This window comes from Paraburkholderia sp. SIMBA_030 (genome assembly GCF_046535245.1).
Classification (GTDB): domain Bacteria; phylum Pseudomonadota; class Gammaproteobacteria; order Burkholderiales; family Burkholderiaceae; genus Paraburkholderia.
Genome location: NZ_JAWRXB010000011.1, coordinates 50,093 through 65,620, shown reverse-complemented (window position 1 = coordinate 65,620; position 15,528 = coordinate 50,093). Strand labels below are relative to the sequence as shown.

At 58.7% G+C, this 15,528-nt stretch carries 15 protein-coding genes and 1 pseudogene; 12 read left to right on the top strand and 4 right to left on the bottom strand.

Going from position 1 to position 15,528, the window contains the following annotated elements:
- Positions 1-31 precede the first annotated feature (31 nt).
- The 7 genes from SB772_RS19880 to SB772_RS19850 all read left to right on the top strand — a co-directional run bounded on the left by SB772_RS19880 (position 32) and on the right by SB772_RS19850 (position 5,371).
- Positions 32-805, top strand: a complete 774-nt coding sequence (locus SB772_RS19880) for a hypothetical protein (protein WP_410834921.1) — start codon at positions 32-34, stop codon at positions 803-805.
- 6 nt (positions 806-811) lie between these two features.
- Positions 812-1,387, top strand: a complete 576-nt coding sequence (locus SB772_RS19875) for a cytochrome c oxidase subunit 3 family protein (RefSeq protein ID WP_410834920.1) — start codon at positions 812-814, stop codon at positions 1,385-1,387.
- 3 nt (positions 1,388-1,390) lie between these two features.
- Positions 1,391-1,651 (top strand): cytochrome C oxidase subunit IV family protein, encoded by a 261-nt coding sequence (locus SB772_RS19870; protein WP_410834919.1) that lies wholly within the window; start codon positions 1,391-1,393, stop codon positions 1,649-1,651.
- 51 nt (positions 1,652-1,702) lie between these two features.
- The gene (locus SB772_RS19865; RefSeq protein WP_410834918.1) at positions 1,703-2,647 is read left to right on the top strand and encodes a hypothetical protein; all 945 of its coding nucleotides are present in this window, start codon (positions 1,703-1,705) and stop codon (positions 2,645-2,647) included.
- A 95-nt stretch (positions 2,648-2,742) separates the two neighbouring features.
- Positions 2,743-3,942: a phosphotransferase family protein gene (locus tag SB772_RS19860; RefSeq protein WP_410834917.1), complete on the top strand. Its 1,200-nt coding sequence runs from the start codon at positions 2,743-2,745 to the stop codon at positions 3,940-3,942.
- A 1-nt stretch (position 3,943) separates the two neighbouring features.
- Positions 3,944-4,483, top strand: a complete 540-nt coding sequence (locus tag SB772_RS19855; protein ID WP_410834916.1) for a hypothetical protein — start codon at positions 3,944-3,946, stop codon at positions 4,481-4,483.
- A gap of 99 nt (positions 4,484-4,582) precedes the next feature.
- Complete coding sequence (locus SB772_RS19850) at positions 4,583-5,371, top strand: tyrosine-protein phosphatase (RefSeq protein WP_410834915.1); 789 nt, start codon at positions 4,583-4,585, stop codon at positions 5,369-5,371.
- A 46-nt stretch (positions 5,372-5,417) separates the two neighbouring features.
- Here the strand turns inward: SB772_RS19850 and SB772_RS19845 are convergent, their stop codons facing one another.
- From SB772_RS19845 to SB772_RS19835, 3 genes are all read right to left on the bottom strand, one after another.
- Positions 5,418-5,660, bottom strand: a complete 243-nt coding sequence (locus SB772_RS19845) for a cytochrome C oxidase subunit IV family protein (protein WP_233464914.1) — start codon at positions 5,658-5,660, stop codon at positions 5,418-5,420.
- Positions 5,661-5,708: 48 nt separating this feature from the next.
- Complete coding sequence (locus SB772_RS19840; RefSeq protein WP_410834914.1) at positions 5,709-6,308, bottom strand: cytochrome c oxidase subunit 3 family protein; 600 nt, start codon at positions 6,306-6,308, stop codon at positions 5,709-5,711.
- Positions 6,309-6,450: 142 nt separating this feature from the next.
- Complete coding sequence (locus SB772_RS19835; RefSeq protein WP_410834913.1) at positions 6,451-7,200, bottom strand: hypothetical protein; 750 nt, start codon at positions 7,198-7,200, stop codon at positions 6,451-6,453.
- A gap of 572 nt (positions 7,201-7,772) precedes the next feature.
- Here SB772_RS19835 and SB772_RS19830 point away from each other — a divergent pair.
- Positions 7,773-8,530 (top strand): annotated as a pseudogene (locus tag SB772_RS19830) (transposase); the annotation flags it as partial.
- 220 nt (positions 8,531-8,750) lie between these two features.
- On the opposite strand, the gene SB772_RS19825 reads toward SB772_RS19830, so the two are convergent.
- The gene (locus tag SB772_RS19825; protein WP_410834912.1) at positions 8,751-10,412 is read right to left on the bottom strand and encodes a spinster family MFS transporter; all 1,662 of its coding nucleotides are present in this window, start codon (positions 10,410-10,412) and stop codon (positions 8,751-8,753) included.
- A gap of 294 nt (positions 10,413-10,706) precedes the next feature.
- Between SB772_RS19825 and SB772_RS19820 the strand changes: the two genes are divergently transcribed.
- From SB772_RS19820 to SB772_RS19805, 4 genes are all read left to right on the top strand, one after another.
- Complete coding sequence (locus SB772_RS19820; protein ID WP_410834911.1) at positions 10,707-12,386, top strand: FAD-dependent oxidoreductase; 1,680 nt, start codon at positions 10,707-10,709, stop codon at positions 12,384-12,386.
- The gene (locus tag SB772_RS19815) at positions 12,383-13,288 is read left to right on the top strand and encodes a fumarylacetoacetate hydrolase family protein (protein ID WP_410834910.1); all 906 of its coding nucleotides are present in this window, start codon (positions 12,383-12,385) and stop codon (positions 13,286-13,288) included. The genes SB772_RS19820 and SB772_RS19815 overlap by 4 nt, the downstream gene beginning before the upstream one ends.
- 70 nt (positions 13,289-13,358) lie before the next feature.
- Entirely contained in the window at positions 13,359-14,297 is a 939-nt protein-coding gene (locus SB772_RS19810) for a cupin domain-containing protein (RefSeq protein WP_410834909.1), read from the top strand.
- A gap of 55 nt (positions 14,298-14,352) precedes the next feature.
- Entirely contained in the window at positions 14,353-15,495 is a 1,143-nt protein-coding gene (locus SB772_RS19805) for an acyl-CoA dehydrogenase family protein (protein WP_410834908.1), read from the top strand.
- The last annotated feature ends 33 nt before the right edge of the window (positions 15,496-15,528 follow it).

Below are 15,528 nucleotides of genomic sequence, written 5' to 3'. Positions count from 1 at the left end.
GTAGTGTCAACTCAATTTGGAGAAGGCAATCATGAATCAAAATGCTCAAGGTACTGACTACGGGATGTGGCGGCTGCTCGCCTGGTGCGGTCCCATCTTCATGGCGGTTTTCTGTTACTTCTGGGGCATCCTGTCCCATAACATGCCCCCGATCGGCGCCGACGTCACACCAGCGCAGATTGCGGCCCACTACCTTGAAAACAATCTGGCGCTGCGTGTAGGCATGTCCGTTTGCATGGTCGGCGCAGCCTTTTACATGGCCTGGGGTTGTGCGGTGTCCAAAGTCATGCGCCGCATCGAGGGGCCGGACGGTCTTCTGTCCAGTCTTGAAATGATGGGCGCCACCATCACCGTTTGTCCTCTCTTGATCGCCTGCGGTACCTGGCTGACCGCCGCCATAGAGACATCAATTCTGACACCGGAACTCATTCACACGCTCTATTACATGGGCTGGATGATTATCGACCTCGCTTACATGGTGACAACGTTCCAGATTTTCGCGATCTGTGTGGTGTTTCTGCGCGACAAGCGCGCCGAGCCCTTGATGCCGGCCTGGGTCTGCTGGTGGGGCTTCTTTACCTGCGCAACATTCTTTCCAGTCAGCCTGATCCCCTTCTTCAAGACCGGTCCATTCGCCTTCCAGGGCATGTTCAATTTCTGGGTCGCCTTTCTCGCCTGGTATGCGTGGGTATTCGCCACGTCCTTCTATGTGATCCGTGCAATCACTCGGATCGAGCAAGAGGACAAGGACCTTGTTGCCAGTTCCATCTCCAACGCCGGATTTCCAGCAATCTCTTCAACTTGAAAGATCGTGACGGCCACTCTGAATCACGCACGACGCTTGCCCGGAGCGGAAGGCGTCTGGGTCTTTATCGCCGCCGACATGATGGTGTTCGGCCTGCTCTTTGCCTCGTTCGTTATTGAACGCGGCAAAAACGTCGATCTATTCAATCTCTGCCGGCAAACGCTCAACTTCAACTACGGTGGAATCAATACGCTGATCCTGCTGACCAGTTCCTGGTTTGTGGTCATGGCGGTACAAGCGGCCAAAGCGAAAAAGCTGCGGCAGGTGCCCCCTTTCCTCGCTCTCGGTGTTCTCTGCGGGGCCACGTTCGGCGTGCTTAAAATTGCTGAATACACCGAGAAACTGAGCGCTGGGATATCGCCGCTCACTAACGATTTCTACATGTTCTATTTTATTTTGACGGGCATCCATCTATTACATGTCGTCGGCGGCATCGTAGTTCTCGTCATCCTCTGGAAGAAAGCTCGGCTTGGGGCCTACAACGGAACGAATCTCACCGGTCTCGAAAGCGGCGCCTCGTTCTGGCATATGGTCGATCTGCTCTGGATTTTTCTTTTCCCGCTCCTTTATTTGATGAAGTAAAACATGCGCATCCTGTTAAGTCCGGTGAGTGCTGTCTGGATGCTTCTCATGCTCGCTACCTGTGCGAGCACCTGGTGGCTGTCGAAGGATGGCATTGCCCCGACTACCGTGACGGTTCTGATCCTGACGATTGCGGCCATCAAAGTGAGGCTGATCATGATTAATTTTATGGAGCTTGGCCGCGCTCCGGTTCGGTGGCGCTTGCTGTTCGAAGCGTGGACGGTGGCTTGTACCGCAGTCATTTTGATCACGTACCTGCGTTAGGGCCGAAACGTATTGCAACACTGCTGAAACTTTCTCTGACAACGAGGTGACATGAGCGAACCTTCAGAGCAGTTCAAAACGAAGTTTTCCCTCGACCCGGTGCATGACGGTCGCCATCGCCTGCGCAATGATCCCCTCGCGCGCGAATCATTGGTATTCATGTTGCAACTGCCCGAGGAGAATATTGCGGCATTTGTCTATACATGGGTCAATGGCGAAAGCAAAGCCGGTGCTGCACTATGCGTTTTTGGCCCTGGAGCGGGTGCCGTGCCAATTTTTGAAGCGGTCGACGGCATTCCCGTTCCGCACGAACAGGGCTTCGACGACTGGCGCGTCGGCAAGGTGCGCGTCGCGCATGGTGCGGCATTGCAGACGGCGGACCTTTCCTATTCCGGCGATGGGGTAAGCCTGCAATACCACTTCGATGCAACGCATCCCGCGTACAACTACGGCTCGCATGCCGACGGCTGTCCGCAATGGCTGGCCGACGACCGCTTCGAACAGGCCGGCCAGGTCAGCGGCGTATTGCGCCTGGGCGATCGCGAGATTCCTTTCGACACAATGGGGCACCGCGACCACTCCTGGGGTACGCGTGATTGGGGTGTGGCACAGCACTGGAAGTGGCTGGAGGCGCAAGCCGGGCCGGATACTTCCGTGCATTTTTTTGATATCCAGGCGCTCGGTCGCAATATCCTGCGCGGCTACGTGCAGCGCGATGGAAAAATTGCGGAAGTGAGCGCGGTTGACGTTGCCTTCCAGCACGATGCGCTGCTCAGGCATACGGGCATCGATGCCGTCGTGACCGATGCACTCGGAAGAACCACGCATGTGCGCGGCACTACGTTTGCGCTATTCGAATTCAAGGTCAGTCCGCTCGCGACCCTGAATGAAGGATCGATGTCGGTCGAGATCGATGGCGTCAAGGGTGTCGGCCATGTCGAGATGTGCTGGCCGAAATCCTACCTGGACTATATGGCGAAAACAGGCGCGACCTGAATCCGCGGCCCTCTCCAACCGCACCATGCTCCACCTCTAAAAAGACATGTATCGCCGAAAGCCGTTATGGCTCGTTCCATACTGAGGAGACGAGAATGCAAGAGATCAACAAGGACAGTCCGTCGGCGGAATGGATCAGCGCCATCCGCCGGCGCTTCACCGTCGAGAAGGAGATCGACCACATCCTGACACGCAAGCTTGAACGGCGCAGCGGGCCGGGTTATTCACCCATAACGCTCGCGTCGCTGGTGCAGAGTGTCGAGTCCTTGCTCCGCACCGAAATCGGCGATACCTTCGAAATCAAGGATACGCGCTGGTTATCCGGTGGCGCCTCGAAATTGCAAATGGCGTTCACGCTTGAATGGAATCGTCCCGGAGCAGGCTTTGAAAAAACTGCGATGGTGCTGCGTATGGAACCGGCCGAGTCGATCGTCGAAACCAGCCGCCTGCGCGAGTTTCAGTTGCTCAAGGCGTGCGAAGCCGTGGTACCTGTCCCATCTGTTTTCTGGTGCGACGCGCAAGCAAGGCATTTGCCCTATCCGGCACTGATCTATGGTTTTGCGCCCGGCGTGACCAAGCCTTCCAATGCAAGCAGCGGCGTTTCTGGCCTGGCAACCCACCTGCCCGAACTGGTGCGCAATCGCCTTGCGCCGCAATTCGTCGCCAACCTCGCAGCAATCCATCTTCATGACTATCGCAACGCGAACCTTAGTGCGTTCGACGTGCCAAGCATCGGCACGACGCAGTGTGCCGAGTGGGGCATCGACCATTGGGACCGGATCTGGGAAGAAGACAGCGATGAGGATATTCCGCTGATGCGGGTCGTCTCCGCGTGGCTGCGCCGCAATATGCCTGTTCTGGATCGCGCATCCATTGTGCACTCGGACTACCGCACGGGCAATTTCCTGTTCACCGAGCATGACCTCAAGATTTCCGCCTGGCTGGATTGGGAACTCGGGCGCATTGGCGATCGACATCAGGACCTGGCGTGGACGACCAATCGTGCGTTCGGCCACCTCGATCAGGATGGCAAAACCTTTCTTGTTTGCGGACTCATGCCGGAAGCGCAATTTTTTGAACAATACGAGAAGGCATCGGGGATGCCGGTGTCCGCCAAGACTGTGCATTGGTACAAGATTTACAACAGTTACAGCATCGCTGTCCTTACGCTTGCCACCGGCTACCGGATCGCGCGTAATGGCAAGACGCACCAGGATGTGCTGGTGACATGGCTGATAGGAATCGGGTACATGATTCTCGAGGAAGTGCGAACCCTGATAGCGATGGAGAACTAACATGCAGATGCGGCCAGAAGTACAGATCGCCAGCGTAATCAAGGCGATGACGGATGTGGTAATCCCGGCGATCGATCCTGCCAACAGGCTTGCGATCGAACAATCCCAACTGATCATCGGGCTGTTGAGTCTGTTGAATACCCAGTTGCCCCTGCAGTTCCGCTTTGATCGCGACGAACTTGGCCGGCTGCTTGCGAATGCGGAAACCCTGAAGGCAACTCCCGCAAACGATCCAGGCACCAGGGCGGCATTGGACAAACTCGCCGTCATCAGTGCCGCCGCCTGCACCGTACTGGATCGATGTACGCTCGATCCTGTGCTACTCACGCAGAGCGTGCGCGACATGCGCGTGGCCATGGGATCAGTCGTGGTCGCGGCGGCTGGCACCGCCGATCTCGACACGCAGTTGCGCGTGGAAAGAATTGTTCTCAACATGTCAAAGGACCAACTCCTGCGCGACCGCTCGCTGATGAAGATGCAGGGGTGGGAGGCGGATCCGGCTGCGCTGCCGGATATCGAAGACCTATTGGCGCAACACTGACATTCAACCATCTTCAGGCAGCGTCGGCCGGCACGTTCATTTTCGATCGGCACGGCGAGGGGCCAGAAGACGACTTCCCCCTCCATCCTAAGATGAGCGATGTTGATGACAATCTCCCCATCGGGGCTTGAAGGCGCACCCAATTTTCGCGACCTCGGTGGCTTTCGTGCTGTCGGCGGCTCTCACGTTCGACCGGGGCGGCTATTCCGCTCCGAGTCGCTTGAGCGACTGACGGATGGCGATCTCGCGCAGATCGCGAGCCTCGACATTGCGCTGGTGTACGATTTGCGCAATGCTGACGAGCGAACACGCGCATCGAATCGATGGCCACTTGGCAAGGCACTTGAAACCGTAGCCGGGATAGATTCGCCCCAGCTTGAGGCCGTCAGTGTATTCGACTGGCGCGAGCGCATCGCCGATCCGACGTTTGATGCAGCGGCCGCTCTTCACTGGATGCAGGATGCTTACGCCAAAATGCCAGGATTGTTTGCCGGGGTCCTCGCCTCGGCATTTGACCGTCTTGGGGCGCCCGCCGCGCCCGCGACTTTGATCCACTGCACAGCCGGCAAGGACCGGACCGGATTTATCAGCGCCGTGGTGCTGCTGGCACTGGGCGTTTCCCGCGATGAAGTGTTCGAAGACTATCTATTGACCCGCAATCGGCGATCTCCCGAAGCGTTGTTGCACATGTTGGGGCCGGACCTCACCCGGCAGTCGCCAACCACCCGCGCCGCCATGCTTACCATTGCGGATGTCCGCGAAGGATATCTTGGGGCCGCCCTGCACGCCATCGAACGCGATTTTTGCAGTATGGAGGCCTATCTCGCACTAGCGTGTGGACTGGATTCTGCGCGGTCAAGACGCTTGCGTTTGAAGTTGCTGGAATAAGAGCCAGGACTTGCCCCGCATGATTCGCCGCATGAATGTCTCAAAGTCACAGACGGTGAAAGTCATTCAGTCCGATCCAGTAAACGCCCAGCAGGGCGACAGAAATCACTAGAAGCCATCCTTCAAGAATACCCCGCCAGACGGGTGGGGCGTGTCTGAGTTCCATGAAATCGAGAACGACGAGTCGCCCCTTGAGATATGCGATCGCAAGAGTGCCCGCACCAGCGGCGAGTCCCACAACGCCGTCGGCACGGAGCCAGAACGTCACGCTGGTTGCGATGATCAGCACTATCCAGGTTCGGTGAAGCGGTTCTCGCAGCAGTCGGAGCATAGCCGGTTACCTCAACAGATAGAGCAGAGGGAAAAGGAAAATCCACAGCAGATCGACCATGTGCCAGTACGACGCACCGGTCTCCAGTCCCTTGGTGTTCCATGCATGATAGACGCCTTCTCTCGCTCTCATCCACATGATAATCAGGATGATCGTCCCGCCGATGACGTGCAGCAGGTGAATCATCGTCAGGCAGAAATAGAACATGTAGAACGTGTTGGTCGTCATTGTTATGCCGGCGTTGAACTTGGCCGAATACTCGACGTACTTCACCAGCATGAAGGCGAAACTCAGCGCTATCCCGACACCGAGATATAGCGATACTTTTGACCGCCTGTTCCTGCGTGCGGCACGCACGGATAACGCCACCGCCCAGGAACTTGTCACTAAAAAAAACGTGTTGGCGACACCCAGATTCCGATTCAGCGATAGTTGCGAGGCGTTAAACATCTCGACTTCGCAGAACCGATTCACGATGTAAATGGCGAAGAAGACGCCGAACATAAGAAGCTCGGCAATGATGAAGACCCAGACATCCTTGTCTCCCGGCAGGTGGCGCGCTATGGGGCTTGTGCCAACAGCCGGGGGTGCTGTGCCGACCCCCATGAGTCAACGCTCCAGGAACAGGCGACGGTTGCCACGCGGATGGCACCTCCGTCGAAAAGATGGGTAGGTAAAACCAGGCACTCCTCCGATCTCGGAACGGCCGAGGTCGGAGGAGATCAGCTTGGACGCTGAATGCGAACCTTCAACTGCCCATACGGTGCGCGAAGTCGCCAGCAGTTTCCGGAATATCAGATACAGCCATACGACGTCGAACCTCTTTGATCATGTAGATGCTTGCCGTGATGTACCAACACAGCCAACAAAAATACGGAAAGTAGTAGCTCAGTACACCGCTCCATGCGAAAGGCCCCGTCTGTAGCACACCAGTCAGGCTTGCCGGGAAGAAGCTGATGCCGCACCAGATTGTCAGGAAGCAGACCCATCGGGGGAACAGCGGAACCGTGCTCTTGTCGGCCAGTCCGACCAGCGCTGCTGCCACCATTTGTAGCGTCGTGCAGGCGTACTGGAGATCGATGCACAGCCAGCCCAGATCGGTGAGCAGTTGAATAGACGCCGGATCCCGTTCGGGTCGGAAAGCAGCGACGGCCCAGAACATGACACTGAAAGAGACCACCATCACTGTTAACCCGCCGCCTAACAATTGAAGAAAGCTAAGAACCGGGAACTTCCCTTCGATCCGCGCCATTTGTGCGGTGAGTACCGCGGTCCACGGCATGTATAAGACCACCGTGATCATCGAAACGATGAATCGAAGACGAATTTGACCGAGGTTGGCGAGATACCGCGCCGCCAGGTCAGAGGCGCTCAGCGCTGGCGATGGGTTAGGCAGGTTGTGCCCCAGGACCCCCCAAAAGAAAACGAATGTCACCAGAAAAGCGGGACCGCACCAGGCGCTGATGAGCTGATACTTGAGACTCGTTCTGTCATCCATACTCTTTTCTCCTCACGTTGTGTCGGCGGCCTCGACGTAGCAATTCGATGTCGGGACTTCCGTGCGTCTTTAAACGCAATGATTCGAATCAGACGGACCATGATTGTCTCGGACGCGGGGAAGCGCCGGCAGTGTCTCCGCCATGGGTGGCGTGCTCCGTTCAATCGACGAGCGCCACTCGATTCAGGCAAACTAGTACGCTATATGTATAGTGTACATGCGTACCATAGTAGCGTTTGAAAACGTTCTTTGCAAGCAAGACGGCCTGATTGGTACCCATCGGCGGTCGCCGGCCTTCGGCGGGGATGCGCATTGACCGCCAGCACCAGTATTGCGGCTTTAGGCTGGAAGTTCAGCAACGAGGACGAACGAGCTGACCGCAAACCAACTGCTCCCGTAACCGCAGGATGGCGAGGTTCGCTGAGAGTTCCATCTTCCGGGAGGCGATGGGTAGACCGACTAGAAAGGAAGAGCGAATCGTTGAAGATGCCGAACTTTTGGTGGGGGAGGTTCGGTCTTGCTGGTTATAGGCTTAGTGGTATGGATGTCCGGTTGCGCGTTGCGCACCCCATCGCGGCGTGTATGTCGCGTCGGAATCGAGTTTTATCGCGTGCTGCGCAGCGCCTCGCAGCAGCATCACCGGGGTCGTGCGCGCAAGCCTTCGACCCGGGTAGTGACCAGCCATTGTGCCACTGGTTCGAACCAGGTCTGGTCGTGGGACATCACGTGGCTGCCGGCGGCGATCAAAGGACAGTACTACTACTGGTACATGATGCTGGACGTGTTCAGTCGCAAGATTGTCGCTCACGAAGTGCATGAAGCCGAATCGGCGGAACTGGCCGCGTTGCTGATGCGACGTGCCAGTCTGGCCGGGCGTCCCCTGGTGCTGCACTCGGATAACGGCAGCCCGATGAAGGGTGCGACGATGCTTGCCACCCTGGAAAACCTGGGGGTCGCGGCCTCGTTTAGCCGGCCGCGTGTGAGTAATGACAACCCGTACGCCGAGTCGCTGTTCCGCACCTGCAAGTACCGGCCCGACTACCCGCGCAGGCCGTTCGGCAGCGTGGATGAGGCCCGTGCCTGGACGCAGAAGTCCGTGCGTTGGTACAACCATGAGCACAAACACAGCGGCCTGAAATTCGTCACGCCGGCGCAGCGCCACAACGGCGTAGCCGCCGCAGTGCTCGCGCAACGTGAAGCCGTTTATGAAGAGGCCAGGCAGCGCAATCCACAGCGTTGGTCCCGATCGACGCGTAATTGGGAATTGAAGGATGAAGTCTGGCTCAATCCGGAGCGCATACAGCCGGAAGAACTAAGGCAGTTTGCTTGAAGTGACGCGACAACTACGTTGACAACCGCTTCCGCCAGCGCGAGCGTCGCGACGTCGATCCACCGGGTCGGCGTGGCTACGAATGAATTTGACGCGCTGATACTTTCGGCTAATCTTTGGCCCGCATATCCAATCACGATTTAAAGAAACGGCTCGCCTGCAAGATACAAAGCACGAGCCGCCTGTGGTGTTGATGGATCGAGCTATTGCCAGCGCACAGTCAATGCGTCAATTGGGCTCCAGCCAACTCGATCTCTTCTTCACTGGCTTGAGCATTGAAGCGTTCCAGTTCCGCGCGAGCGATCGCTTCGCTGCCAACCAGGGTCCGGCTAGCCAGAAGCAGTGAGCCGATCGAAACCGGCAAAACTGCGAGCGCGCACAGGATCGCCAGACGCAGATTGCCCGATGCATCGCTGATCAGACCAACGCAATACGGCCCCAGCCCCAGGCCAAAAATATTGGCTCCCAGCGAAAACGCGGCGAACGCCGTACCGCGCAGTCGCGGAATCACCAGATCCTGTGTGGTTGCCTGAAGCGGGCCGAACCACATGGGCACGAAGAAAGTCGCGACGGCGTACGCACAATAGAATACGGTGACATCTCGCGTTACATACTGAAGCGCGCTGGCGGCCGTGAACATCGTCGCGGTAAAGCACACGAAGTAGAGTCTTCCGAGCGGATGCTTACGCCGCGCACGATCCGACAAGTAGCCACTGACGCTGATTCCCGTGCCGCCCGCAATGATCGCGATGATGCCGAGATGCAAACCAGCTTGCGCAGTCAACCCGAGTTCGCGGCTTGCATAGACGAACACGAACCCATTTACCGCATTCATCGCGAAGGCGAGGAACGCGCCCGCCACGGTCAACGAAAAGAAGGTCTTCGATCCCGTGATCAGACGGTGAGCGGTGGCATCGCCGAGTCGCGTCGCCTGATACCAGTTCGAACACACATAGACAGCGATCGCTATTGCGAGCCACTGGACCAGGTTGCTCGTCACCGGCATGCCAAATAACGTTCCGATCCGCGCGTTACGACTGGCGGACAGCACATGGTTGGTTGCCGAAGTGGCGAACACCACGACGCAGATCGCGATAAGCAGATACGCGGCGTTGCGCAAGTATTCGCGGCGCGGTGCGCCGAGCGTGCGCAGGGTCAGCCAACTCCACGGTGGCACCATGGCGCCGAGATCGCGAATGGCGTGCGCGAACGGATGAGGGTCTTTCTTTGGGGCGACGGCGTCGAGGCGGCCGCGCGCGGGCTCGCGAACCGTCAGCAGAACGATCAGCGCGAAGATCAACCCCGGTACGCCCACGCAGATAAATGACGCCTGCCAGCCCGACAGCCCGAGTGGCGCCGACACACCGCCTTTGCCATAAGCGTGCTCCCACGCGGCCACGATTGATCCGCCAATCGCAAGCGACGCCCCAGCACCGACATACACGCCCACTGAATACAGCGCCAGAACGGTGCCGCGCTTTGCACGCTCGAAATAGTCGCCGAGCAGCGAGACGGCGGCCGGCGTCGCGCTGGCCTCGCCAACGCCGACCCCGATGCGGGCGGTGCCGAGTTGCGCAAAGTTGCGTGACAGGCCGGACATCGCTGTCATCAGAGACCAGAAAGACAGCCCCAGCGCAAGCGTGCGAACGCGGCTCCAGCCGTCCGCGAGACGTGCAAGTGGAATGCCGAACACGCAATAGAACAGCGCAAACGAGGTGCCATACAGCAAACCTAGCTGCGCATCGGAGATGCCCATGTCTTTCTTCAGATAGGGCGCGAGGATCGTGACGATCTGGCGATCGACGTAACTGAACGCATAGATCACGGTCAGGATGAACAGCACGTACCAGCGGTACCAGGGCCTTTCATGATTCGTATGCATATTGACGTCTCCTGAAGTTTGTCCTTATCGGGCAACGGCTTGCGATGAGCCGAGGCTGGTCCACAGGATAGTCACGTGCGTGCCGCTTACACCAATACGATTTTCCGATCCTCTCAGACGAAGAACCTTGCGTCGGATCATAGGGAAATCCTCTCAATCCCTTCGGAAACAGTATTGGCCTTACTAAACATCCGCCGAGTACATTGGCTTCACATTGCAGCACCGTGAGTTCACTTTCAAAGGGCGCGACGCACAGTCAAGCCGACACGCAAAAAGATGATGGAGCTTTCGACTATGGCGCAGAAGAGCGAGGTGGGGCGCACCCCTGTGGTGATCGTGGGAGCGGGTCCGGTTGGACTGGCGCTGGCCGGCGATCTCGGCTGGCGGGGCGTGTCGTGTGTACTGATCGAACGCGGCGACGGCCAGGTGTTCCAGCCAAAGATGGACATGGTCGGGATCCGCACGATGGAGTTTTGCCGCCGCTGGGGCATTGTCGACGATGTCGAGAACGCCGGCTACAACCGCGACTATTCGCAGGATTATGCATGGGTGTCGCAGCTGCACGGCGGCTATGAATTTGGGCGTGAGTCCTTCCCGACGGTACGCGAGGAGCCAAAGCCGGAGCAGAGCCCGCAAAAGCGCGAGCGTTGCCCGCAAAACTTTTTCGATCCGGTGCTCACACGCTTCGCCGCGAAGACCGGCAAGGTGCAGATCCGGTATAGCACCGAGTATGTGTCGCACGACGAGCGCGGCGATGGTGTAACGGTGACGGTTCGCGACCTGGTAACGGGTGAACAACAGAAGATCGAATGCCAGTATCTGGTCGGTTGCGATGGCGGTGCGAGCCGCGTGAAGGAAACGCTCCGCATCAAGATGACCGGCACGCCGGCGCTCACGTATACGACGAACGCAATCATCGAATGCGAGGGTCTTGAGAAGCTGCACGACAAGAAGCCTGGCTATCGCTACATCTTCATCGGACCGGAAGGCACCTGGAGCACCGTTGTGGCAATCAACGGGCGCAACTGGTGGCGCTTTTCGATCGTCGGTGACGGGACCATGCGAACGCTGACGGAAGACGACGTGGCCGCAGCGTTCCGGCGCGCGGTGGGACGCGACGATTTCGATTTCCGGATCATCTCCGTGATGCCGTGGATTCGCCGCCAACTGGTCGCCGACAACTATGGTACGCCGCGCGTAAAAATCGCTGGCGATGCCGCGCATCTCACGTCGCCGACCGGTGGTTTCGGCATGAACATGGGCGTGCAGGACGCGGTCGATCTCGGCTGGAAGTTGCAGGCGATGGTCGAGGGCTGGGGCGGTGCTCATCTGCTCGATACGTACGAATTCGAGCGCCGTCCGGTCGCGATTCGCAACGTCAACGAAGCGACCAACAACCTGAAGCTGATGCTGACGCCGCGCCAGACGTTGACTCCGGCTGTATTCGAACCGGGACCGGAAGGCGATCAGGCGCGCAAGGTGTTCGGCGATGCGTACACGCAGATGATGAAACGCGAATGGTACACAATCGGCATTCATCTCGGCTTTCGCTACGAGGGTTCGTCGATTGTCGTGCCGGACGGCACGCCCGAACCGGAAGACACCGTCAGCACCTACGTACAGACGGCGCGACCAGGACATCGTGCGCCGCATGTCTGGCTGGCGCCAGGCCAATCGACGCTCGATCTGTTCGGTCGTGAGTTCGTGCTGATGCGCTTCGACCGCTCGGGTTCGGTCGATGCGCTGACGGCGGCCGCTAAACGGGCCCGCGTGCCGTTGAGCGTCGTGGATATCGACAACGAGCAGGCCCGCGCGCTGTATGAATGCGCGCTGGTGCTGGTGCGGCCTGACGGGCACGTCACCTGGCGCGCAAACAGCCTGCCCGACGACACCGATGCACTGATCGACATTGCTCGTGGCGTGCTGCCTCTGGGTGTGACGGACCGCATTGTCGAAGAGGTGGCCGAACGATGAGACTCGTATCTTTCGATAACGGCCGCATCGGCGTCGTTCATGAAGGTCATGTGGTCGATGTCAGCGACATCGCTGGCGTCGTGCCCGGCGCGTGGCCGCCGGTCGGCATGGTGCGCTTTATCGCGCAATGGGAAGCGTTGCGTCCCGCATTGCTGGATGCCGTTCGTTCGCGAGCAGGCCGTGCAATGAGCGAAGTGCGTCTTCTAGCGCCAGTTCAATGGCCCAACAAGGTGATCGCGTTTCCGGCGAACTATCACGCGCACATCGACGAAATGAAGCATGGCGTCGGCCCTGGCGTGATTTCATCGTTCAAGGCAAGCGGGCAGGGTTTTTTCCTCAAGGCGAATTCAAGTCTGAGCGGTCCAGCCGACGCGATTGTGCTGCCGCCGCTGGCAGGCCGCGAGATTCATCACGAGTGCGAGCTCGGCATCATCATCGGCAAGCGCGGTCGGGGCGTGTCGCATGCGGACAGCCGGTCGTACGTCTTCGGCTTTACATGTCTGCTCGATATGGTCGTGCGCGGCAAGGAAGAGCGCGTGATGCGCAAATCGTACGACACGTTCTGCCCAACAGGTCCATGGATTGCCACCGCCGATGAAATTGCCGATTTCGACAACATCGAAATGCGCTTGCGAGTGAATGGCGAGGAACGGCAATCCGCGTCCACGCGCAATCTGATCGTGAATATCCCGGACATGATCGCGATGTCCTCCGCCGTGATGACGCTGGAACCCGGCGACATCATCGCAAGCGGGACGCCGGCGGGCGTCGGGCCGGTCGAAGACGGTGACGTCATCGAGATCGAGATCGACGGTGTGGGATCGATGCGCCTGCCGGTGACGCGCGGAACAATCGGCGATCACCCGGTATGGGACACGGAGAAGGCCGGACTGGCCGTTTGACGCCGCACCCCTTGAATCACGTCGTATCGCGAGCCGGCGATTCACGACGGCACATTAGTAGAGGACTGTGATGTCTGAAACCGCTACACCCAATCAGGCGGCACCGGAAGGCTTCTTCGACTCGCTCCAGGCCCGTGCGCTGTCGCCGGGCTGGGCGAAGAAAGTGCCGCAAATGTGGCCGGTGCCGCGCCCGCGCTTCGTTCCTGCCATATGGCGATACGCCGACGCCCGCGCCGCGCTCGATGCCGCATGCGCGTTCGTTTCGCCAGAGCAGGCCGAGCGCCGGAACCTGATCATGGTGAATCCGATCGCCGACAACATCTATCCGACCTGTCGCAACCTGGTCGCTGCATATCAGCTGGTGCTTCCCGGAGAGACGGCGCGCTCGCACCGTCACTCGCCGAATGCGTTGCGGCTGATTCTTGATGCAGGCACGGATACGTTCACGATCGTCAACGGCGTGCAAATCGATGTCGCGCCTGGCGACGTGGTGTTGACGCCTTCGTGGCATTGGCATGGGCATAGCAATTTTGGTAGCGAGCCCGCGTTCTGGATCGACTTTCTCGACGTACCGCTCGTGCAAAACTTCGAATGCATGTATTTCGAGGACCATCCGCAACGCAACGAGCCAGCGGTCGCTCACGAACCGGACTCGCCGTTGCGACATAAGGGCGTCGATCTCGACCGTGGCGCGCGAGAAAAAGGCACCGTGGATATCGCCCCCGGCGGACTGAAAACAATCGGTCTGCAGGCAGTCGGCATTGAACTCGGACAGTCGCGGTCGCATGACAAGCGGATCGACAACAACTTTTATACGGTCACGCGCGGCAGTGTACGAATGACCGTCGAACAACTCGGCGTAGTCGATCTCGTACGCGGCGACGTGATCGCCATTCCGTGCTGGCACGCTTTCACGATCGAAGGACTCGATGACTGGTCGCAACTGATTCGCGTCAGCGACGAACCGGTGATGGCGGCGCTCGGCTTCCGTGAACTGAAGTGCGCGTGAATCCGCTGAATCATTTTTAAAGACGCTTGAAAACACGCGACGCAAGGAGACGGTAGTGAAATTCAGCGAAGAACAGGAGATGCTGCGCGATATGGTGCGCAGGGTCGCAGAAGAACGGGTTCGACCGCTCGTCGCGGGGATGGAGGAGACCAAGCGCTTTCCGGAGGAACTGGTCGAAGTCTTCGGCGATCTCGGCTTGCTGCAAATGTGGGTGCCTGATGCATACGGCGGTCCCGGCGGCGATCTCACTTCGGTCTGCATTGCAAAGGAAGAGATCGGCAAGGTGTCGCTCGCCGCATCGACCTTGTGCGCTAACAACTCGATCGGACTGATTCTGCCGTTGCTGCATTTCGGCAGCGAAGCGCAGAAGCAACGTTATCTGCCGGAGGCGGCGAAGGGCCGCACGATCTCAGCGGTGGCGATTACGGAACCGGAAGCGGGCTCCGACGTGTCGGCGATTCGCACCACCGCGCGGCGCGACGGCGATTCGTATGTCGTCAACGGACAGAAAAGCTGGATCACGTGGGCGGCCCAGGCGAATTACATGCTGCTGTTTGCACGCACCGCGGAAGGTCGCGGTCACGACGGCATCAGCGTGTTTCTGGTCGATACGAAAGCACCTGGACTGAGGATCGGTCGCAAGGAAGTAAAGATGGGCCGGCATGGCTCGCCCACTTATCAGGTGTTTTTCGAGGACATGCGCATCGACGCCGATTGCCTGCTCGGAGAAGAGGGCAATGGCTTCAAGGCGTGCATGAAGATTCTCGATCTGAACCGGCCGTCTGTAGCCGCGTCGTCGCTGGGACTCGCTCAGGCCGCGATGGACGAATCGATCAACTACGCGAAGGACCGCCGTCAGTTCGGCAAACGGATCGGCGACTTCCAGGCGATCCAGTTCAAGCTCGCCGACATGGCGATGAAGATCGAAGCGGCGCGCACGTTGCTCTACTCGAGCACACAGGAAATCGACGCCGGAGACATCAGCCGTCTGACGATGCTGTCCTCGATCGTCAAATGCTACGTCACTGACGTTGCGATGGAGGTCGCACTGGAAGCCGTGCAGGTACATGGCTCGTATGGTTACTCGACCGAGTACCCAGTCGAACGCTTTATGCGCGACGCCAAGCTCAATCAGATTCTCGAAGGCACGAACGAAATTCATCGCGTGATCATCGCGAGGCAGTTGCTCGGCAAATGAATCACGCCATCAATCCAATGACACAGGAAGGAT